Origin of the sequence: Methylosinus sp. PW1 (assembly GCF_000745215.1) — a bacterium.
GTDB lineage: Bacteria > Pseudomonadota > Alphaproteobacteria > Rhizobiales > Beijerinckiaceae > Methylosinus.
Genome location: NZ_JQNK01000009.1, coordinates 1,612,430 through 1,633,315 on the forward strand (window position 1 = coordinate 1,612,430; position 20,886 = coordinate 1,633,315).

General features: G+C 66.0%; 18 protein-coding genes and 1 tRNA gene. 4 read left to right on the forward strand and 15 right to left on the reverse strand.

The genetic code is table 11. The annotated features are described in order from the left end of the window. The first annotated feature begins 310 nt into the window (after positions 1-310). On the forward strand, positions 311-1,348 hold the full coding sequence (locus tag K369_RS17415; RefSeq protein WP_036292798.1) for a cytochrome-c peroxidase: 1,038 nt from the start codon (positions 311-313) through the stop codon (positions 1,346-1,348). A gap of 62 nt (positions 1,349-1,410) precedes the next feature. Here K369_RS17415 and K369_RS17420 read toward each other — a convergent pair whose 3' ends face one another. Next, a complete protein-coding gene (locus K369_RS17420; protein WP_036292802.1) occupies positions 1,411-1,776 on the reverse strand; it encodes a TIGR02300 family protein in 366 nt (121 codons plus the stop codon). 239 nt (positions 1,777-2,015) lie between these two features. Here K369_RS17420 and K369_RS17425 point away from each other — a divergent pair. Then, positions 2,016-2,089: transfer RNA gene (locus K369_RS17425), tRNA-Gly, on the forward strand. 13 nt (positions 2,090-2,102) lie between these two features. On the opposite strand, the gene K369_RS17430 is transcribed toward K369_RS17425, so the two are convergent. The 5 genes from K369_RS17430 to K369_RS17450 form a co-directional block, all read right to left on the reverse strand. Continuing rightward, entirely contained in the window at positions 2,103-4,418 is a 2,316-nt protein-coding gene (locus tag K369_RS17430) for a Tex family protein (RefSeq protein ID WP_036292804.1), read from the reverse strand. A gap of 120 nt (positions 4,419-4,538) precedes the next feature. Beyond that, complete coding sequence (locus K369_RS17435) at positions 4,539-6,101, reverse strand: hypothetical protein (RefSeq protein ID WP_051949361.1); 1,563 nt, start codon at positions 6,099-6,101, stop codon at positions 4,539-4,541. Between the two features lie 4 nt (positions 6,102-6,105). Further along, entirely contained in the window at positions 6,106-6,885 is a 780-nt protein-coding gene (locus K369_RS17440; protein WP_051949362.1) for a hypothetical protein, read from the reverse strand. A 32-nt stretch (positions 6,886-6,917) separates the two neighbouring features. Then, entirely contained in the window at positions 6,918-7,856 is a 939-nt protein-coding gene (locus K369_RS17445; protein WP_036292807.1) for a glycosyltransferase family 2 protein, read from the reverse strand. Next, positions 7,853-8,281 (reverse strand): GtrA family protein, encoded by a 429-nt coding sequence (locus K369_RS17450; RefSeq protein WP_051949363.1) that lies wholly within the window; start codon positions 8,279-8,281, stop codon positions 7,853-7,855. The genes K369_RS17445 and K369_RS17450 overlap by 4 nt, the downstream gene beginning before the upstream one ends. 713 nt (positions 8,282-8,994) lie before the next feature. Here K369_RS17450 and K369_RS17460 point away from each other — a divergent pair. Further along, positions 8,995-12,210 (forward strand): helicase-related protein, encoded by a 3,216-nt coding sequence (locus K369_RS17460; RefSeq protein WP_036292813.1) that lies wholly within the window; start codon positions 8,995-8,997, stop codon positions 12,208-12,210. A 250-nt stretch (positions 12,211-12,460) separates the two neighbouring features. Further along, positions 12,461-13,867: a mannose-1-phosphate guanylyltransferase/mannose-6-phosphate isomerase gene (locus tag K369_RS17465; RefSeq protein WP_036292816.1), complete on the forward strand. Its 1,407-nt coding sequence runs from the start codon at positions 12,461-12,463 to the stop codon at positions 13,865-13,867. A 95-nt stretch (positions 13,868-13,962) separates the two neighbouring features. Here K369_RS17465 and K369_RS17470 read toward each other — a convergent pair whose 3' ends face one another. From K369_RS17470 to K369_RS17510, 9 genes are all read right to left on the reverse strand, one after another. Continuing rightward, positions 13,963-14,457, reverse strand: coding sequence for a hypothetical protein (locus K369_RS17470; protein WP_036292819.1), 495 nt, complete (start codon positions 14,455-14,457; stop codon positions 13,963-13,965). A gap of 4 nt (positions 14,458-14,461) precedes the next feature. Continuing rightward, positions 14,462-14,986 (reverse strand): SRPBCC family protein, encoded by a 525-nt coding sequence (locus K369_RS17475; RefSeq protein ID WP_018267733.1) that lies wholly within the window; start codon positions 14,984-14,986, stop codon positions 14,462-14,464. Further along, positions 14,983-15,984: a VWA domain-containing protein gene (locus tag K369_RS17480; RefSeq protein ID WP_036292824.1), complete on the reverse strand. Its 1,002-nt coding sequence runs from the start codon at positions 15,982-15,984 to the stop codon at positions 14,983-14,985. The genes K369_RS17475 and K369_RS17480 overlap by 4 nt, the downstream gene beginning before the upstream one ends. A 10-nt stretch (positions 15,985-15,994) precedes the next feature. Beyond that, positions 15,995-16,597 (reverse strand): hypothetical protein, encoded by a 603-nt coding sequence (locus K369_RS17485; RefSeq protein ID WP_036292827.1) that lies wholly within the window; start codon positions 16,595-16,597, stop codon positions 15,995-15,997. Beyond that, a complete protein-coding gene (locus tag K369_RS17490) occupies positions 16,594-17,625 on the reverse strand; it encodes a vWA domain-containing protein (protein WP_036292830.1) in 1,032 nt (343 codons plus the stop codon). The genes K369_RS17485 and K369_RS17490 overlap by 4 nt, the downstream gene beginning before the upstream one ends. Further along, the gene (locus K369_RS17495; RefSeq protein WP_036292832.1) at positions 17,622-18,530 is read right to left on the reverse strand and encodes a hypothetical protein; all 909 of its coding nucleotides are present in this window, start codon (positions 18,528-18,530) and stop codon (positions 17,622-17,624) included. The genes K369_RS17490 and K369_RS17495 overlap by 4 nt, the downstream gene beginning before the upstream one ends. 1 nt (position 18,531) lies before the next feature. Next, on the reverse strand, positions 18,532-19,377 hold the full coding sequence (locus tag K369_RS17500) for a DUF58 domain-containing protein (RefSeq protein WP_036295643.1): 846 nt from the start codon (positions 19,375-19,377) through the stop codon (positions 18,532-18,534). Positions 19,378-19,393: 16 nt separating this feature from the next. Further along, positions 19,394-20,425, reverse strand: a complete 1,032-nt coding sequence (locus K369_RS17505; protein ID WP_036292833.1) for a MoxR family ATPase — start codon at positions 20,423-20,425, stop codon at positions 19,394-19,396. A 156-nt stretch (positions 20,426-20,581) separates the two neighbouring features. Next, entirely contained in the window at positions 20,582-20,833 is a 252-nt protein-coding gene (locus tag K369_RS17510; RefSeq protein ID WP_245278292.1) for a methanol dehydrogenase [cytochrome c] subunit, read from the reverse strand. Positions 20,834-20,886 lie beyond the last annotated feature (53 nt).

Consider the following 20,886-nt stretch of genomic DNA (forward strand, 5'->3'; position numbering starts at 1 on the left):
CGGGGCCAGCCCGCGGCGGGCGCCGGCTCCATCGCAGGAGGCCATGAATGAGAATGATCGCCCACGATCGTTTGCGATCGCGCGGGACACGCTGCGCGGCCGACCGCGCCATCCGGCGCAGTCCCCTCCTCGCTCGAGAGCAGCGCCCGATCGCCCTTCACGGCGCCGGCGCTCACATCAATCCCAGCTGCGAAGTATGATTTTGCGCGCGCGACCTTGCCGGGTCTCAGAAATGGATACAGGATGCGCGCGCCGAGCGAGAGCCCGGCTTTCCCGAGAATTCCAGACAGTCGAGAAACGGCGGACCATCATGACGTCTTTCGGAAAATCTGCATTGCTGACAGCGCTCGCCACCGTGGGGCTGACGGTCGCCACGGCCGCGCTGGCCGCCGGAGCCGACGCCTCGCTCCTCGCCGACGCCAAGCGCGTTTTTGCGCCTCTGCCGGCCTCGCCGAGCGCCACATCCGCCCAGGCCGAGCTCGGCCGGCGGCTGTTCTTCGAAAATCGCGTTTCCGCCGACGGCAATGTCAGCTGCTCGCATTGCCATTTGCCCGAGAAGCAGGGCGCCGACGGGCTGCCGAAATCCTTCGGCGTGCTCGGCAAGCTCAATCCGCGCAATGCGCCGACGATCTTCAACGCCGCTTTGCAGTTCAAGGCGCATTGGCGCGGCGATCGCGAATCGATCGAGGATCAGGCCGAGAAATCGCCGACCGGCGCGGTGAGCTTCGGCAATCCCGATTTCGCGACGGTGATCGCCAAGCTGAAATCCATCCCCGGCTATACGGAGGCCTTCGCCAAGGCCTTCCCCGGCGAGGGGGACCCGGTGACGCAGAAGAACTGGGGCAAGGCGCTGGGCGCCTATGAGCGCACGCTGCCGCAGCCGACGCGCTTCGACGCGTTTCTGAATGGCGACGCCAAGGCGCTGACGCCGGCCGAGCAGGAAGGCCTGCGCAAATTCGTCGATGCCGGCTGCGCCGGCTGTCACGACGGCGTCGGACTCGGCGGAACCGCATTCTCCAAATTCGGCGTCGTCGAGGACTATTGGAAGCAGACGGGCTCAAAGGACCCGGACAAGGGCCGCGCCGATGTGACCAAGAATGACGCGGACCTCTATGTCTTCAAGGTCCCGAGCCTGCGCAATGTCGCCAAGACCGGCCCCTATTTCCACGACGGCTCGGTGGCCGAGCTGCCGCAGGCCGTGCGCGTGATGGCCAAGGCGCAATTGGGCGCGAACCTCTCCGACAAGGATGTGGCGGCGATCACCGCTTTCCTCGGCGCGCTGACGCAGCCCGTGCCGGCCAATTACTCCGCGCTCACGCCCTTCCCGGACGAGCCGGCGAAAAAATAATTCTGAAAACAATCGTGCTCAGAAAAGCGGCGGCCCCGAAACTCGGGACCGCCGTTTTCGTTTCAGCCTTCTTCATCCGTGTCGATGTCGCCGTCGATGAGGCCGGCGACGTCGTCGTCCTCCTCTTCCTCATTCTCGAGGAAGGTGTCGTCCTCCTCCGCCGCATCGTCGATCTCGACGTCCTCGTCCGCCTCGATCGATTCGGCCTTGTTCTCGGCAGCCTCCACCTCGTCGAGCGAAACGATCTCCGCGTCCTTCTCGCCCTCGGCCGCCTCGTCGGGATCGACATTGCGGGAGGCGATTCGCGACGTCACGATATGGAAAATCGCTCCGCACTTCGGGCAGACGACCGGATCCTTGTTCAGATCGAAAAATTTGACGCCACAAGACTGACATTGGCGCTTGGCGCCGAGTTCGGGTTTGGCCACGGTCCTTGCATCCTCGAGATAGAGCGGTGTGGGACCGCCCGTGGAGACTTTGGTCGGGCGCTCGGTTAGTTTGCCCTTGCCCGGCTGTCAAATGAGAAATCGAACGCGAGCCTGTCAAGCCGCATGCGCCGAAAAGCCCCGGTTTGCACGCCAATCGCCGAAAATCGCGCCTTTGGAGCGGCGCCGGCCGCGCGAGGGCCATTGCCAAGCGCGGCGCGACTTGGCATATCTCCGTCACCGCGGGTGTAGCTCAATGGTAGAGCAGCAGCCTTCCAAGCTGAATACGAGGGTTCGATTCCCTTCACCCGCTCCAGCTTTCGCTCCGCTCACCGACCATTCTTCTGCGGCGTGCGCATCGCCGCCAGCAGCGCCTCGCCCAGCGCGCCTGCGCCCTTTTGCGGCTCCGGCTGACGCATCTGGCGCGGGCTCGCGCCGCCGCCGTCGCGGCGCTGGCCGCCCGACGGGGCCTGGCGCTGATCCGGCGTGTCGTCGAGCCGCATGGTGAGCGAGATGCGCTTGCGCGGCGCGTCGATCTCCAGCACCTTCACCTTGACGATATCGCCGGGCTTGGCCGCCTGCCGCGGGTCCTTGATAAAGGTCTTGGACATTGCCGAAATATGGACGAGCCCGTCCTGATGCACGCCGATGTCCACAAAGGCGCCGAAGGCCGCGACATTGGTGACGACGCCCTCGAGAATCATGCCGGGCTTCAAATCGGAAATCTTCTCCACGCCCTCCTGGAAGGTCGCGGTCTTGAAGGCGGGGCGCGGATCGCGGCCGGGCTTCTCCAGCTCGGCGAAAATATCGGTGACGGTCGGCAGGCCGAAATTCTCGTCGACGAATTGCGCCGGCCGCAGCTTGCGCAGCTCCGCCGCATTGCCGATGAGCTGCTTTATGTCGGCCTTGGCGGCGGCGAGAATGCGCCGCACCACAGGATAGGCCTCTGGATGCACGCCGGAGCGATCGAGCGGATCGTCGCCGTCGACGATGCGCAAGAAGCCCGCGCTCTGTTCGAAAGCCTTCGGCCCGAGACGCGGCACTTTCTTCAGCGCGTCACGCGTGCGGAAGGGGCCATTGGCGTCGCGATGCGCGACGATGTTGGAGGCGAGCAATTCGCCGACGCCGGACACGCGCGCCAGCAGCGGCGCGGAGGCGGTGTTGACGTCCACGCCCACGGCGTTCACGCAATCCTCGACGACGGCGTCGAGCGAATGGGAGAGCTTCACCTCGGAAACGTCATGCTGATATTGGCCGACGCCGATCGCCTTGGGCTCGATCTTCACCAGCTCCGCGAGCGGGTCTTGCAGGCGGCGCGCGATAGAGGCGGCGCCGCGCAGCGTCACGTCGAGATCGGGCAATTCGCGCGAGGCGTATTCGGACGCCGAATAAACAGACGCGCCCGCTTCCGAGACGACGATCTTGGTGAGCTTCAGCTCCGGGAATTTCGTCATCAATTCGCCGGCGAGCTTGTCGGTCTCGCGCGAGGCCGTGCCATTGCCGATGGCGATAAGCTCTATGCCGTGCTCGCGCGCCAGCTTGGCGAGAATGGAGAGAGATTCATCCCAGCGCCGTTGCGGCTCATGCGGATAAATGGCTGTCGTCGCGACGATCTTGCCGGTCTTGTCGATGACCGCGACCTTGACGCCGGTACGAAAGCCCGGATCGAGGCCGAGCGTCGCGCGCGCGCCGGCGGGCGCCGCGAGCAGAAGATCACGCAAATTGGCGGCGAAGACGCGAATCGCCTCATCCTCCGCGAGACGCCACAGGCGCGTGCGCAGATCGACGGAAAGATGCAGCTCGATCTTGGTGCGCCACGCCCAGCGCACAGTGTCGAGCAGCCAGCGGTCGCCCGGGCGGCCGCGATCGGCGATGACGAAACGCTGCGCGATCTGCCCCTCATAGCCGACGGCGCCTTCGCTCGGCTCGGGGAGCATCTCAAGATCGAGCATCTCCTCCTTCTCGCCGCGGAACATCGCCAATATGCGATGCGATGGAAGCTTCACCAGCGGCTCGGAAAAATCGAAATAATCGGAGAATTTCGCGCCTGCGGCCTCCTTGCCGGCGCGCACTTTCGATTTCATCAGGCCTTGCGTCCAGAAGGTCTCGCGCAAGCGGCCGATGAGATCGGCGTCTTCCGCGAATCTCTCGACGAGAATGGCGCGCGCGCCCTCGAGCGCGGCGGTCGCGTCGGCGACATTCTTCTCGGCGTTCACAAAAGGCTCGGCCTGCGCTTTCGGGTCGCGTTCGGGATGGCCGAGCAGCGCTTCGGCGAGCGGCGCGAGACCGGCCTCGATCGCGATCTGCGCCTTGGTGCGGCGCTTGGGCTTATAGGGAAGATAAATATCCTCGAGCCGCGCTTTATTGTCGGCGTCCATTATGGTCGCGCGCAAGGCGTCGTCGAGCTTGCCCTGCGCTTCGATGGAATCGAGAATCGCTTTGCGGCGGTCTTCCAATTCGCGCAAATAGCGCAGGCGCTCTTCCAGATGACGCAGCTGGATATCGTCGAGCTGGCCCGTCGCCTCCTTGCGGTAACGGGCGATGAAGGGCACGGTCGAACCTTGATCGAGCAGAGCGACGGCCGCCTCCACCTGCCAAGGTTTCGCGGAGAGCTCCGTGCTGATTCGTTCGACGATCGACGCCATGCGCTATCCTTGTCGGCTGTTCAAAGAGGCGCGTTTTTAGCGTTCGGCGCGGCGCCAAGTCAAAAGCCAAATGTGATGAGCGAAATTCTGTGGACATCCCCGGCGCGTCGCGCCGCGGCCTCATTTGCGCGAATCGGGCAGATGCGGATGCGTCGGCCAGCAGCTTCGCCGCTCGATCTCGAGCCGCGCTTCGCTCGCCGCGCCGAGCCAGGCCGGAAGCGTCTCGATGCGCGCGAGATAATTGGTCGGAAAGATGGAAGGATCGATCTTGCGCCAGCTGGTCAGAAGATCGCAATCCGATATTGCGAAAGCGGGCGAGACCAGCGCGCGCTTAATCTCCATCGCCGGCGTCGCGGCGGAGACGATGACGATCGCCGATATTAGGGACGCGAGACGGCCGCCGTCGCGCGGCGTCGACACGGCGACTCCCGCATAGGCGAAAGCGATCACGAAGAGCGCCGGCATGGAGGCGCGCATCGCGAGATCATTATTGGGGCCGAAGTAATAGAAGGGCAGCGCCAGCAGCACGATCACGCAAGCGGCGAAGAGCGCATGATCGCTCTTTGCGATTTTGTCGCGCGCCGCGACGAGAATCGCCGCATGTGGAATCTCGACGAGAATGAAGGCGAGATAGAGCAGCGCGAATCCCGGCGTCGCGGCGAGCCAGCCATGCTTGACCGATTCCGCGTCGATCGTGAGATAGAGCGCGATCGGCAGAAAGCAGAGACCTGCAGCAGCAGCCGCTATGTTGCGCCATGAGAAGAGCGCGCCGCGCAGACGCAGCGCGCAAAAGCCGATGAGCGGCGCGGCGCCGACGGCGGCGAGCGGCGACCACAGCAGCGAGGCCGCGAAGAAAATGGCGACGAGCGCGAGATCGATCTCCTCGCGCGCCAGCAGCAGCAGCAGCAGCGCCGCCCACCAGCCCGGCAGCGCGTGATTGGGCACCCAGAACAATTGCGTGACATGCGAGGAATATTGAATCGACGAATTCCACCATTCGAGATGGTCCGGCAATTCGAGCCCTTCGCGCAAGAGATGCGGAAGAATGTCGAGCCCGCTGAATAGAATGAAGAGCGCGAGAAAAGGCGCCGCGCGCGCGCCGGCGAGCTTTGCGATGAAGTACAGGCAGACGCCGAGCAGCAGCGCATTTTGCGCCAGCATTGCGATATGCGCGCCGACGAGCCCCGCAAAATGTCCGATCACAGCGGGGAGGAGATACATGCCGAGCGGCGCGCGCAGCAGATAATCCTGCCCCTCATAGCGATAGAAGAGCGGAAAGCCCTGCCGCGTCAGATCGGAGAGAACGGCGTCGCGCACCAGCCAATCGAGATTGGCGTAGAAGAGATGCGTCTCGCCGCCGAGCAGCAGCAGCGCGAAGGCGAGCGCGAGACAGGCGGCGAATGTTCTCGCATCTATGGGCGCGGCGAGCAGGCCGTCCGCTTTCGGCCGAAAAGAGAAGAGAAGTAAGGCCGCGAGCGCGCAGCCTGCGAGAACAGGCGCAGCGCCGACCGCGCCGAACCCGATTGCGAGCGCGGCGTTGCAGAGCAGGAATGCGAATACGCCCGCCTGCAGCAAGCGCAGGTTTCGCGGACGCCGAGGAGCTGCGCCCGCCTCGGCGGCGCGCGGCGGCGCCGAACTCTCTTTCGAGGCGTCGTCGGTCGAAGAGTGAGGGACGAAGCTCAAAGCGTCACCCGATCAGATCGCCGGCGACGACATAGGATATCCAGGGCGTCAGCGGCGAGCGCCGAATGTCGCAGCGGCCGAGGCCGAAGACCTCCGCGAGCGCGACGGTCTCGCCCGGATATTCGGGACAGTTGAGCTGATCGAAGACCAGCACGGAGCGCCGCGTCAGATGCGGGCGCAGACGCTCTAGGCAGGCTTTGGTCGGCGCATAGATGTCGAAATCGAAGTAGGCCAGCGCGACGATCGTCTCGGGATGGCGCCGCAGATAGGCGTCGAGCGTCTGCGCCGCGTCACCCTTGACGATCTCGTGCTTGCCGATATGCGCGATCGGCGCTTCGGATTCGTGATGGCGCAGGACCGCGGCGAGATGGTTCTCGTAGCCCGCGCCGGAGCTGTAGGCGCCGTCCTGCGCAGATTCATGCGTTCCGTCCTTGGCCGAACAGCCGGCAAGCCCTGCGAATGTATCGAAAACGGCGAGCTTGCGGGTGAAATTATAGGGTTCGAAAATCGCCCGCAGATTGGTGAGCAGCGCGGCTGTGCGGCCATAGCAGGTGCCGAATTCGAACAGCGAGCCGTTCGTCTCGAGCACATGGCTGCGATAGAGATCGCTCAAGGCCAGCATGCGGGACAATTCCTGCCGGCTCAGATAGAGCGAGAGCTGTGAATAGACGAGCTCGGCCGGCGGGATCGGCGAGGAGGAGAAGACGCGCGCGAAGGCATCGCGATTGGCTTTCTCGGTTTTCGACGAGCGCGGCGAGAAATCGGCGGTCTGCTCTTCGGTCATGACGATGGTCTCCGTTTCGGGGTCGGACGAAATCAGAAATTGATGCGTTCGCGCTCGAACACCACGGGCTTGCGCCTCACCTGCCCGTGAATGGCGAGGATGTATTCCGCGAGAATGCCGATCGAGAAGAGCTGCACGCCGCCGAAGAAGAACACAGCGACGATGATCGTCATCACGCCGGGCGGCGCGAGCGTTCGGAAGTAGACGAGGCCCAGGACGAGGCTGACGAAGGCGTAGGCGAGCGACAGGCCTGCGATGGCGAAGCCGAGGAACAGCACGAATCGCAGCGGCGCGAGACTGAAGGTCACGAGCCCGTTCATTCCCTGATCGACAAGATGCAGGAGCGAGTTCTTCGAGACGCCACGACGGCGCTCGACCCATGTGTAGGGCACGCCGACCGCTTTGAAGCCGCATTCGAAGGTCATCATGCGCATGAACGGATAGGCGTCGTCAATGCGGCGCATCGCGTCGACGACCTTGCGGTCGACGAGCTGGCAATCGCCGACGCCGGGCGGAAGCGAGAATTCCGACATTCCGGTCAGCAGCCGGTAGTAGAGTCCACGCAACGTGCGCATCAGCGCGCGCTCCTCGCGCGTCTGGCGAATGCCATAGACGATTTCGGCGCCTTCCTCCCAGAGCTTCACGAAGCGCGGAAGCAGTTCGGGAGGATCTTGCAGATCGGCCGGCATGAGCAGCAGAACCACGTCGCCGCTCGCCGCCATCACGCCATTGAAGTTGGAGCGCATCGGCCCGAAATTGCGGGCGTTGAGAATGACCTTCACGCAAGGGTCGGCGGCGGCGAGCTCGCGCAATATTTCGGCGGTGCGGTCGGTGGAGGCGTTGTCGCAGAACACATGCTCGCGGCGATAGTCTTTCAGCTCGCCGTCGAAGAGCGCTGCGATCGCCGCATGGCATTCGCGAATGTTCAGCTCTTCATTATAGCAGGGCGTGACGATGGAGATGGTTTTCATGCGCCGCCGGCTCCCCTGCGGAAAACGAAGTCGCGATTGAGGAGATAAGAGAGCGTCGCGAGAACCGGCGTCATCGCCGCCTGCGCGAGCGCCGCCTCGGCGCCCAAATGCTCGAGAGCGCGCAGGGCCAGCGCATCGACGATGAAGAGCGCCGCATAGACGGCGATGAAGCGGCCGAGAAAGCGCGGATCGGCGGAGCCGAAGACGAGACGGCCGATGGAGAGAAAATTGAACGCGGCGCCGATCGCCGTGGAGACGCCGGCCGCGACGGTCGAATCCTGCGTCGCGCGCCAGACGAAATAGAAGATCGCATAGCCGAATGCCGTGTTGAGCAGGCCGACGGCGAAGAATCGCAGCGCCCGCGGGCTCGGCGCGAGAGCGAGCGCCGCGACGCTCGATCGGAAGTCACGCTTGTTTTCTGCCAATGCTCTGTCCATCCGCTGGGCGTGGCTGTCGCGGCGGATCATGGCTTACGAAAGGTTAACGCTCGGCTTACGCCGCAGCGCGGCGCGCGCTCGCGCCACGCAGCGCGTTAACCCTGCCGACGCCGCGCGAATCACATTGGGGCGGCGCGCGAGCGCGCGACAGGCCGGGCGAGAGACGCTCCGAACGCTGCGAGCGCGCGCGGAAACGTCCGATTTCGAGACAGAGAGGTAAATGCGGCGTCGCTATCCTTGCGCCGGCGAGGCGCGAAATAGCGCGTCGGCGGAGCGAAAGCCTCGAGACCTCGCGGGAACGGCGCGGCAACACGGCGAGATCGCCGATTCGTGCGCGGTCCGTTCCGGCAAGATTCCAAAGCTTAACGCCGTCGTCGTCGGGACGTCGCAATTGGCGTGTTGACAAGAAGGCGCGGCGGAGTCCGCGCGCTTCCCTGCGCGACGCGCCATACAAAGCTGCAGCAAAAGGCGAGATTTGGAAGCCATAGCGTTCGCAGGCGCGAGGAGCAACCATATCTCGAGCGAACAGAGCGTGACTCGAAAAGCGTCGTCGTTTCGGCCGCGATTCGTTCGACGCCTGTTCGAAGCGTAAAATAGCGCGATCTTCGTCGTTCCATTCCGGGACGATCGCCGCTATCGATTCGGGGAGCCGGGCTCGCGTCGGGGCTCGAGGTGAAATATAAAGAAAAATCATGAGCCCCATGCTCACCGCCAAAAAACCGGCCGCGCCGGGCGTGCGACCGTCGACCGCCGGCGTCGCCGCCGTTCTGGGGCCGACCAACACCGGCAAGACCCACCACGCCATAGAGCGAATGCTCTCTTATCCGACGGGCATGATCGGCCTGCCGCTGCGTCTTCTCGCGCGCGAGGTCTACACGCGCGTCGCCGAGCGGGTGGGGACGGAGAATGTCGCGCTCGTCACCGGCGAGGAGAAGATCAAGCCGCGCGCGCCCAGCTATTGGATCTCGACCGTCGAGGCCATGCCGCGCGATCTCGATGTGGATTTCGTGGCCGTCGACGAGATTCAGCTCGCCGCCGACCTCGACCGCGGCCATGTCTTCACCGATCGCCTGCTGTTTTGGCGCGGCCGTGTGGAAACGCTGCTGATCGGCGCGGAAACCATGCGCTCGCTCATCGAGCGGCTGCTGCCGGGCGTTCCGATCTTCACGCGGCCGCGGCTGTCGCATCTCGCCTTCGCCGGGGAGCGCAAGCTGGCGCGGCTGCCGCCGCGCAGCGCCATCGTCGCCTTCTCGGCCGAGGATGTCTACGCCATCGCCGAATGGATCAAGCGTCAGCGCGGCGGCGCGGCGGTGGTGCTCGGCGCGCTCTCGCCGCGCACGCGCAACGCCCAGGTCGATCTCTTTCAAAATGGCGACGTCGATTACATCGTGGCCACAGACGCCATAGGCATGGGCCTCAATCTCGATGTCGACCACATCGCCTTCGCCGCCGACCGCAAGTTCGACGGCTGGCGCCATCGCCGATTGACCGCGGCGGAAATGGGGCAGATCGCCGGCCGCGCCGGCCGCAACATGAATGACGGCACTTTCGGCAGCACCGGCCGCTGCCCGCCCTTCGACGAGCAGACGGTGGAGGCGCTGGAGAATCATTGGTTCGATCCGCTGGTCGCGCTGCAATGGCGCAATGGCGATCTCGATTTCGATTCGATCGAGACGCTGACCGAATCGCTGGAGCGCGCCTCCCCCGACGAATGCCTGCTGCGGGCGCGCACCGCCGAGGATCAGATGGTGCTCGAGGTCGCCGCGCGCGACGAGACTGTGCAGCGCAACACGAAAACAATTGCAGATATTATGAGACTCTGGGACGTGTGCCAGATTCCAGATTATCGCAAGACCTCGCCGGCCGCTCATGCGGAGCTGGCGCTCGCCGTCTATGGCTATGTGGTGCGCCGCGGATTGATCCCAGGCGATTGGTTCGCAAAGCAAATCGCCGCCGTGGACCGCATCGACGGCGACATTCACACGCTGTCCGCGCGGCTCGCCCAGGTGCGCACCTGGACCTTTATCGCCAATCGTTCCGGCTGGCTCGAGAATCCAGAGCATTGGCAGAGCGTCGCGCGTCAGGTAGAGGACAGTCTGTCCGACGCGCTGCACGAACGCCTCACGCAGCGTTTCGTCGATCGCCGCACCAGCGTGCTGATGCGCCGCCTGAGAGAGAACGCGATGCTCGAAGCCGAAATCACTACTGCCGGCGACGTTATGGTCGAAGGTCAGCATGTCGGACAGTTGCAGGGATTTCGTTTCACGGCCGACCCGCAGGCCACGGGCGAAGCGGCGAAGGCGTTGAACGCCGCCGCGCAGCGTGCCCTCGCCGGCGAGATAGAGGCGCGCGCCGCCCGCGTGTTCGACGCGGTGGACGACGCTTTTCTGCTGGGCAATGACGGGACCATTCGCTGGCTCGGCGAGCCTGTCGGCAAGATCGCGCCCGGCGCCGCCGTGCTGACCCCGGTGGTCCGCCTGCTCGCGGACGAGCAATTGACCGGCGCGGCGCTGGAGAAAGTGCAGCAGCGGCTCGATCTGTGGCTGGCCCAGCATATAAAGAAGCTGCTCGGCGCGCTGGAGGAGCTGGAGAAGGGCGAGGGGCTCGAGGGCGTTTCCCGCGGCATCGCCTTTCAGCTGGCCGAAGAGCTCGGCGTGTTGGAGCGCAGCCGCGTGGCGCGCGACATCAAGACGCTCTCCCAGGAGGACCGCGCCGCCCTGCGCAAGAAGGGCGTGCGCTTCGGCGCCTATCACCTCTATCTGCCGCAGCTCTTGAAGCCGGCGCCGCGCTCGCTCGCCGCCCTGCTGTGGGGCCTGAAGCATGGCGGGCTCGACAATCTCAAGGGCCTCGAGGAGGTGCCGCATCTCGCCGCCTCCGGCCGCACCTCCTTCGCCGCCGATCCGGCGATCTCCAAGGGCTTCTATCGCGCCGCCGGCTTCCGCGTCTGCGGCGAGCGCGTGGTGCGCGTCGATATTCTGGAGCGGCTCGCCGATCTCATCCGCCCGGCGAGCGCCTATCGCCCCGGCGTGACCGCCGGCGATCCGCCGGCCGGCGCCGCCGATGGCGAGGGTTTCGTCGTCACAGTGGCGATGACCTCGCTCACAGGCTGCGCGGGCGAGGCCTTCGCCTCCATTCTGCGCTCGCTCGGCTATCAATCGGCCGAGCGTCAGGGGCCGGCGATCACCGTGCCGCTGCTGGCCAAGGCGGCGACCGAGCCGCTCGCGCCCGTTCCGGCCGCAGCCGAGGAGAGCGCCGAATCGGAGAGCGGCGAATCGGCCGCCGAGCCGGTGGAGGCGCTCGAGCCTGTCGCGGAGGCCGTCGCAGCGACGGAGGAGGCCCCCGCCCCGGCCGTGGAAGAGATAGCCGTGGAGGAGGCGCCCGCGGAAGAGGCGCCTGCGCCGCAGGAGCCGGCAGCCATCGCCGCCGAGACGGAAGCGAGCGAGACGGAAGCGAGCCCGGCCGAGGCGAGCGCCGAGCCGACCGCGACCGAGCCCGCGCCGATCGAGATTTGGACCTTGCAGCGTCATGTCCCGCAAGCGCCGCGCCGGCGTCAGGGCGGCGCTCCGGGTCAGGAGGAGCGCGCCGCGCGGCCGGCCGGGGAGCGCCCCCGCGGTCCGCGACAGGGGCAAGGCCATGGCCAGGGCGGCGGCCGACGACCCGAGCAAGGCGAGGGCGAGCATTCCGAGCATCGGCCGCGCCAGGACGCCCGCAAGGAGAGCGGCTTCCGCTCCGGCGGCAAGCCGCGCAGCGACGGGCCGCGCGGCGACAGTCGCCCGCCGCGGGACGACCGCCGCCGCGGCAATGGCTTTTCTCCGCCGCCCGAAAGACGAGAGAAAGAGCGTCTGCCCGATCCCGATTCGCCCTTCGCCAAGCTGCTGGCGCTGAAGGCCGAGCTCGAAAAAAAGGGCAAGAGCTGAAATTTCGCCTCAAATGACTGGTGATGTCGGCCCCGTTCCGAGCGCGCAGATTCGCTCGAAGCGATTGCGCCGACTTGCCAAATCCCGGTCGTTCGGCCTATTGCTGACGTAATCTTTGGCGCATTGGCGCAGCCTATGCTAGCGGGCCTCGTCGACCCCGACTTGCGGGCCGTGGGCGAGATCCGGTCCCTCGCCGTCGTCTCATGAGGAGCGCGGCGTTGGACGACGGCCTTCCACCGAAAGGCGATACATGACGAAGATACTTCCAGTCATAATGTGCGGCGGGGCGGGCACGCGCGTATGGCCCGAGTCGCGGGAAACTCTCCCGAAACAATTCATTCCGCTCATCGGCGAGCTGTCGACCTTCCAGACCACCATTCAGACGCTGGCGGACGAGGCCTTCGACAAGCCCGTCATCATCTCCAACGCCGATTATCGCTTCCTCGTCACCGATCAGCTGCGCGCCATCGGCGCCGCGGCCGATGTCGTCCTCGAGCCCACCCGGCGTGATTCGGCCGCCGCGGTCGCCGTCGCCGCGGGCGTCGCCGCGCGCCGCTCGCCGCAGACCATCGTCGTCGTGCTCGCCGCCGATCATGTGGTGCGCGACCCACGAGGCCTCGTCGAGCTCTGCAAGAAGGCGGCTTCCGCCGCCGCGGACGGCTATATCGTCACGCTCGGCGTCAAGCCCGACGCTCCGGCCACCGGCTATGGCTATATTCGCCCCGGCGAGCGCATCGCCAGCGACGTTTTCAACCTCGAGGCCTTCGTCGAGAAGCCCGATCGCGAGACCGCGCAGCGCTATATCGACGCCGGCTATTTGTGGAACAGCGGCAATTTCATCTTCCGCGCCGATGTGATGCAGGCGGAGATCGCCCATTTCGAGCCGGCGATTTTCGAAGCCGCCGAAAAGGCGATCGACGCCGGCCGCGCCGATCTCGATTTTCTGGTGCTGGACGCCGAATCTTTCGCGCGCGCGCCGAAGACCTCCATCGATTATGCGGTGATGGAGAAGACCCGCAAGGCCGCGGTGATCGAGGCCGACATCGGCTGGTCGGACGTCGGCAATTGGCGCGCCGTGTGGGAGCTGACCGAGCGCGACGAACAGGGCAATTCCGTGCGCGGCAATGGCGTCGTGCGCGAGTCGCGCAATGTGCATGTGCGCTCGGACGAGACGCTGACCACTGTCGTCGGCGTCGACGACGTCATTGTGGTGACGACGCCGGACGCGGTGCTGGTTCTGGGCCATGAGCATGGCGACAATGTCAAGCAGCTCGTCGATCAATTAAAGCGCGAGAACCGCCGCGAGGCCGGCGAGCACAAGCGCATCTTCCGCCCCTGGGGCTTTTATCAGTCGGTCGACTCCGGCGATCGGCATCAGGTCAAGCGCATTGTGGTGAAGCCGGGCGCGCGCCTGTCGCTGCAGAAGCATTTTCATCGCGCCGAGCATTGGATCGTCGTCAAGGGCACGGCGGAGGTCGGCCGCGACGAGGAGACGCTGCTGGTTCACGAGAATGAATCGGTCTATCTGCCGATCGGCTGCATTCATCGCCTGAGCAATCCGGGCAAGATCGACCTCGAGATCATCGAGGTGCAGACCGGCTCCTATCTCGGCGAAGACGATATCGTGCGCCTGCAGGACGTCTACAACCGCGGCTGACGCGGTTCGCCAATAGGCGAGCCCGAAGGCTCGCGGTCCAAAGCGCATCCTGGACCGCGAGCCTTCGGGCTCGCAATTTTTTGCTCCCCTGTCGCCTATTGCCCGCGCTTCTGCACGCTATAGCGCTCCAATAAGTCGGCGAGCGCCGCGTCGCGCGTCGCGCCCTGCTTGCGCAGGTTGAAATAATGCTGGCAGAGATCGCCGAAGGTCTGCTTGCTTCCCGTCGCCGCCGCGACGCGCGCGAGACTCTCGATCGATTGCGCCTCGTCTTCCGCCGCGCCGATCTCCGAAAGCATATCGCCGAGCTGCGCGGCGCGATTGGCGAGCATTCGCGGCGCCTCGAGAAAATGCGCGCCGCCGATATCCAGCGCCGCTTGCAATCGCGCCACCCTGCCCTCCACCGCCGCGCCGCCGCTCTTGCGCGCGGCCAGCCAATAGGCGGGATCGACGCGATCGATCGGCGTCAGCCATTTCGGCAGCTCGTCCTTGCGCTTCACCTCCACGGCCTCGCGCTGCTGCGCCGTTTCCTCGCAGGCGCAGAGCAGCGCCGCGAGCGTCGCGCAAAGGGCGGCGAGACGCGGCGCTCTCATGACGTCACTTGCCTTGCAGCTTTTTGGCGAGACCCTGAAGCCCATCCTTCAGAAAGGTGGTCATCGCCTCGCGCGCGGCGTCGTCATTGAGATTGTCCGGCGGCTCATTGCTGGTGTCGCCGCGATAGAGGCGGCCATACCATTGCACCTCGCTGCCGCCGCCCGCCGCCGGCTTCACAGCGAGCGTCGCCGAATAGGAGCTGATCGGCAGAGCGTCGAGATTGGCGTCCGACATGCGATAGCTGAGCTTCATCTGCTGCGGATCATATTCGTCGAGGCTCTCGGTGACGACGCCGCCCTTGCGCAGCGTGATCTCGCGCACCGCGCCATTGGCGTCGCCGCCGGTCGCCTTTACGCTGGCGACATCGGGATGCCAGTCGAGCGCGCCAAAATGGCCGACGAGCGCCCACACCGCCTTGGGATCGGCGGCGACGGTGATCTTCTCATCGACCTTGATCGGCGTCGGGCCATGCGCCAGCGCCGGCGCGATAGACAAGAGCAGGGCCAGGAGGGCGATTTTCGGTTTCACTCTATTCTCCTCGGGAGCGTGGTTGCGAGACGGGAATGGCGTCGCCGCGCGAAAATCTCCGCGAGCGGGACGATGAGATAGAGGGTGGCGAAACCGACGAGCGCCGCCGCCGCGAAGGCGGGGCGCAGATCGATCGGCGCGAGGCTCGGCCGCGGCCGCGCGACCGCGAGAATCGCGCTCGCGAGCCCATCCGGCTTCTCCAAATGCGCATAGCCGAGGCCTGTGGTCTCGGCGAGCTGGCGCAGATAAGGCTCGCGCAGGCTGGAGAGATGCTCCGTGCCGGCGCGCATCTCTCCGCCGAATGGCGCATTGCGCGGATTATAGCCCTCGCGCTGCTCCGCGCCCGCCGGCGGCAGGCCGAAGCGGCTCTCATGCGGCACCTCGTCCACGCCATAGAAGCCGGTCTCGCGGCCGCGATCGTCGAATTTCGGAATGGGCGCGGGCTCATAGCCGCCGGCGCCGAGAATGAGCCCCGAAATCTCGCCGCGCGCGCCCTCGAAGACCGGCGCGCCATAGGCCGGCAGCGGCGGCGCCTCCTGCCCATCGGTGATGAAGACAAGATCGGCGCCGACGCGCCGCGCCATCTCGACCGCGCGAAACAGGCCGGCGGAGATGCGGCTGTCGCCCTCCCAGGCCATGCGCCAGTCGAGCGCGCCGATCGCGGCGTCCAAAGCGGCGAAATTCTCGCAGACGTCTATGGGCTCGAACAATAAAAAGGGCTCGCGCTCGGTGAAGATGGCGAGGCCGACGCGCGAGGGGCAAGGAAGATCGGCGACGAGCCGCCGCAACGCCCGCTTGGCGAATTCGATGCGGCTCGCCGGCGCGCCATCCAGCGAATAATCGCGCGTGTTCATGCTGCCGGTGATGTCCAGCGTCGCCAGCAGATCGACGCCATTGCGAACCGCGTCGGCGCGCGGAAACGCAAAGGCGGCGGCGAGCGCCGCCAAAGCGAAGGCGAGCGAGAGAAAACGCGCATCGCGCAAGCGGGCGATCATCATCGTGGACCTGTCATGGCAGCCCCTTGGGCGCGCCGGGAATGTCGGTCCAGATTTTCTTGGGGTCCGCCGGCAGCTCGTCGCCGCCCGAATGCTCGAGCTGCGGATTGTCGCGCACGAGACGCGCGGCGACGTCGAGATTATATTTCGCGTCCCAGAACGCCGGCTGAAATTGCAATGCGCGGCGATATTCGCGACGCGCCAGCTCGACGAAAGGACCGGCCGGCTCGAGCTGGCCGCGCTCCAGCAGATCGAAGGCGCGGCGCAGCAAGGCGTTGCCGAGATCATAATGGGCGATGGCGGAGAGCTCCTCGCGGCCGGCGGCGTCGAGCGGCTCCAGCAGCGCGCGCGCCTTGTCGAATTCCTCGCGCGCGGCGAGATATTCGACGCGCGCGGCGATGAGCTCGGGCGCGGAAGCAGAATCGGTCTCGACATCTCGCCCGGCGGCGAGCGCGCCGATCGCGGCATTGTCGATGCGCGCCCGCCGTGTGGCGACGGCGTTTTGCAACGCTCCGGCCAGCGCCACGGCGAGCAGCGCGAGGAGAAGCGTCGAGCGCCAACGCGCAAAGAAGCGCACGAGCGTCTGCATATATTGCGCGCGCGGGGATTCGCTCATGCGGCGCTCCTCGCCGCTCGCCGCGGCGCGGGCGCGCGCGCCGATTGCTTCAGCCGCGTCTCGGCGAATTTCGCGACCATCAGCGCGGATGTCGCGAGCGCCGCGACGACGAGGCTCTGGTCCGTCAAATCCTTGCGCGGAATGCGCTCCGCATAGCGGAAGGGGCGACGTTCGAGCCGATCGATCTCCGCTATGGCGTCGGCCACAGCGGCGGGGCCTTCGGCTTCGAAAGCGCGATAGCCGACGCCGAGCGATTTGAAGAAGAGATCGAGATGGCGCTCCGGCAAGGCCTGCGGCGTGTCCAGCTCGCCGGCGTCCGGCTCATCGCTTATGCCTTTGGAGCCGCGCGTGCGCAGAAACAGCCAATAGAGATTGGGCCTGATCTTGCGGAAATCGGCGCGCAGCTGATCTTGAATGCGCGGATCGATGACGGCGGCGCCGTCGGAGACGAGCAATATCACGCGCGATTCGATCTCGCCGCCCGCAGGAAATTGCGACAGCGCCATTGCGAGGCCGCGGCCGATATTCGTGTAGCCGAGGCCCGGCCGGTCGATCGCCTGAATCGCGGCGCGCACCGCCGCGCGATGATCGGTCATCGGCATGACCATGATCGGCGAGGTCGAAAAGGCGGTGACGCCGAAGAGATCATGCGCGCGCCGGTCGACGAAATCCGTCATGATTCGCTTGGCGGCGGAGGCTTTCGACTCCTCGCCGCCCGCCGGCGTGCGGCCTGCGAATGTCTCGTTCATGCTCGCGCTGCGATCGATCAGGATCGAGATTTCCGCGCCTTCGCCATAGCGCTGAATGGCGCGGCCTTCGCGGAACGGCCCGGCGACGGCGAGCGCGCTCGCGCCTATGGCGAGACTGGCGAAGAGGCGCAGCGCCCATGCGATGAACGTCGAGAGCGCATCCTGCGGGGCCGCGGCGATGGAAGATATGGGCGATAGCCGCAATGGCGAGAAGAGCAGCGGCGCCAGCGCCAGCGGCAGCAGGAAAAGCGCGAGCGGAGAGGCGAGGCCGAAGCTCATCCCGCGCTCCTCTCCAACGCCGCCAATGTTTTCGCCAGCGCGAGCAGCTCTGTCGCCGCGACTTCGACGCCCGCATCGCCGACGCCGAAGAAAAGCGCACGCGAGCTATTGAAGAAGCGGCCGAGCGGCACTTTCACCGATGCGAATTCCGCATGTTCGGAGAGAAAAGCGTCTATGTCCTCTGCGAAGATGCGGCGGCCCGCGGATTCGTCGATCGCGCGATGCAATGCCAGCAATGCGGCGCGGCGCGAGGATTCGTCGTTACGCTTCGTCAGCGCGGCGATGCGACGCGCGGCGGCCGCGAAGACGCGCGCGCGCCGACGATGAAACGGCGGCCAGCCGCGATCATGCGCGACCAGCGCCAACGCGCCGATTGCGAGCGCTGCGAACACGCCTGCGCGCGCCGCCGGCGCGGCTGCGTCGCCTTGCGCGACGCCGCGATCCGCGCGCATGTAATCGGTGGGATTGTCGCGGCGCGCCGGCAGCACCTCGCGCAAGGGCGAGACGCCGATCGTCCAGGCCGGCGCGCGCGCGATCTCGCTGTCGCCCTCGCGCAGAAAGCGCAGAGGAAAAGGCGGGATTTGCAGATTGCGCACATCGAGCGCGACATAGAAGAGCTGATAGACGAGCTCTATGTCCCAGCGCGTGAGGCCGCCGCCGACGGGCTGCTCGCGAACATGGACGTCGCGCAGATCGAGCCAATAATCGAGCGCGCCGGGGCGCGGCAGCGACGCCGTCTGCAAGCGGGAGGCAGAATCGGCGATGATCTCGAGGCGCACATTCACCAGATCGCCGACGAAGAAGCCGAAGCTGCGATCAGCGTAGAGACGCACGGATTTCACTTCCGCCGCAGCGGGCGCGGCCAGAGCGAGAAGAAGCGAAAGAGCGAGCAGGGCTGCGCGCATGTCACAGACCGAGCAGATGACGCGACATCGCGTCGGCGTCGAAAGAGTCTGTCATGACGAAAGGCGGGCGCCCATGCGCGAGCGCGAGACGACGCAGCGCATCGCGCCGCTCGGCCTCGCGTGCGAGCCAGCGGCGACGCAGGCTCGGGCGCATGAAGACGAGCCGCCGCGCGCCGCTCTCGAGATCGTCGAGCTCGACGAGGCCGAAGTGTGGAAGCTCGAGGTCTTCCGTCGAATCCGCGACGAGAATGGGCGCAAGATCATGCTGCGCCAGCAGGCCGAAAAGACGCGTCGCAAAGTCGCGCGGCCAGTGGAAATCGGAGATCAGCAGGACGAGCTTGCGACGCCCGGCGATGAGGCCGGCGGCTTGCGTCAGCGCCTTCGCCGAGGCGCCGCGCGGCTCCGCAATGCGCAAGCGCTCGGCAGCCGCGACCGCGGCGCCGCGCGCGCGCGTCGCCGGCAGCAGAAGATCATTGCGCAATGTCTCGTCGCAGGCGACGAGGCCGAAGCGATCGCCGATGCGCGTCGCCGAGAAGGCGAGCGCCGTGCAGAGATCGGCGACGAGATCGAGACGGCGCGCGGCGCCGTGAAAGCCCATGGAGGCGGAAAGATCGACGAGCGCATAGACGTCGATGGAATTGCGCTGCTCGAAACGACGCACATGCGTTTCGCCGGTCGGGTCGCGCATGGTCGCGCGAATGTCGATGCGTCGGGCGTCGGGAAATTGAATGAAGCGCGCATGATCGCGAAACACGCCTATGCCGCCGACATCGACGCCGCCATGCGCGCCGATCGAGCCGTTGGAGACGCGGCCGCGCGGTCGATAGGCGATGTCGAAGCGCTTCATCGTCACGCCTCGCGTCTCACGGCGCCGGGACCGTCGCGAAAGCGGCGCGGCACAGATCGCGAACGATATCGTCGCCGCGCATCGCATAGATCGGATCGACGAAGATGCGATGCGCCATCGTCTCGAGGAAGATTTCGCGAATGTCCTCCGGCGTGAGCGCGTCGCGACCTTCGAGCCAGGCGCGCACGCGCGCCGCGCGCACGAGAAAGGCGAGGCCCCGCGGGCTCGCGCCGCCGCGCACCAGGCCGCGCATTTCGACATTCGGCAGAGCGACGCCCGCGGCGTGCGGATCGAGCAGCGCATCCCAGAGCGCGGCCACATAGGCCTCGAGCGTCTCGCTGGCGTGGACGCGATTCTGGATGAGCTCGGCGACAGAGCCGAGCGCGCGATAGTCGAAGACGGGCTTGCCGATCTCGTCGAGCAGGCGATCGACGTCGTGAAAGCGCGGATCGAAGATCAGCGCGCGGCGGGCGCCGGCGTCGGCGGGCGTCTTCATGGATATCTCCATGAGAAAGCGGTCGCGCGCGGCCGCGGGCAGCTCGAATGTCTCCTCCCGCTCGACGAGATTGCGATCGGCGAAGACTTGCAGCGCCGGAAAGGAATATTCGCGATCGAAAGCGGTGACGCTGCGCTCCGCCATCAGCCGCAGCAGCAGCGAATGCACCTGCGGGCGCGCGCGATTGATCTCGTTGAAGAAGAAGATGGAGAGATCTTCCGCATGGCGCAGCACCGGGCCGGGCTCGACGCGTGGGCGGCCGTCGTCGGCGAGATAGGTGTGATAGAGGAGGTCGCTCGGCATGAGATCGACCGTGCCCTCTATGCGCGAGAAGGCGCCGCCGAGCGCGCGCGCGACGGCGCGCAGAAGCGTCGTCTTGCCGACGCCGACGTCGCCTTCCAGCAGCACATGGCCGCGCGCGAAAATGGCGATCGTCACCAAGCGAATGACGCGATTCTGGCCGAGCACGACACGCGCGACGCGTGTCTCGAATTCCTGCGCCTTGGCGCGCCAATCGGCCAAGACGGCGTCGGTTTCGGCGGTGTCTGTCACGCTGAACGATCCAACGTCTCGTCGGAAGAAAGGACGTTGCGGCCACGATCCCGGGAAGAGGGTCCGACGCGTTGTTGTCGAATGACGCCGGACCCGGATCGTGGCCGCATGACGACCGTCCCCGGGGGCGCGGGAACGGCATTCTCGCGCGAGCGCTTACGGAATCTTGGTGACGTCGTAGACGAACGCGCCCGTCTTCTTGAAGTGCTCGGCGCGCTTCTTGTTGCGCTCTTCCATGGCCGCTATCGCGGACTGGTTCTTGGCGAGCTCTTTGGGATCATGCTTGGGATCGTATTTCGAGCCCGCGACCTTTTCAGGAAAGCCGGGCTTAGGCTCCCAGCAATCGCCGGGCGCCTTGCATTTGGTGCCGTCATAGGCCGAGGCTGCGCCGATCGCAGCCGCATTCATGACGAACGCGACGCCGAGGGCCGCCGCAATCTTCAAAACTCCCATCGTGCCTT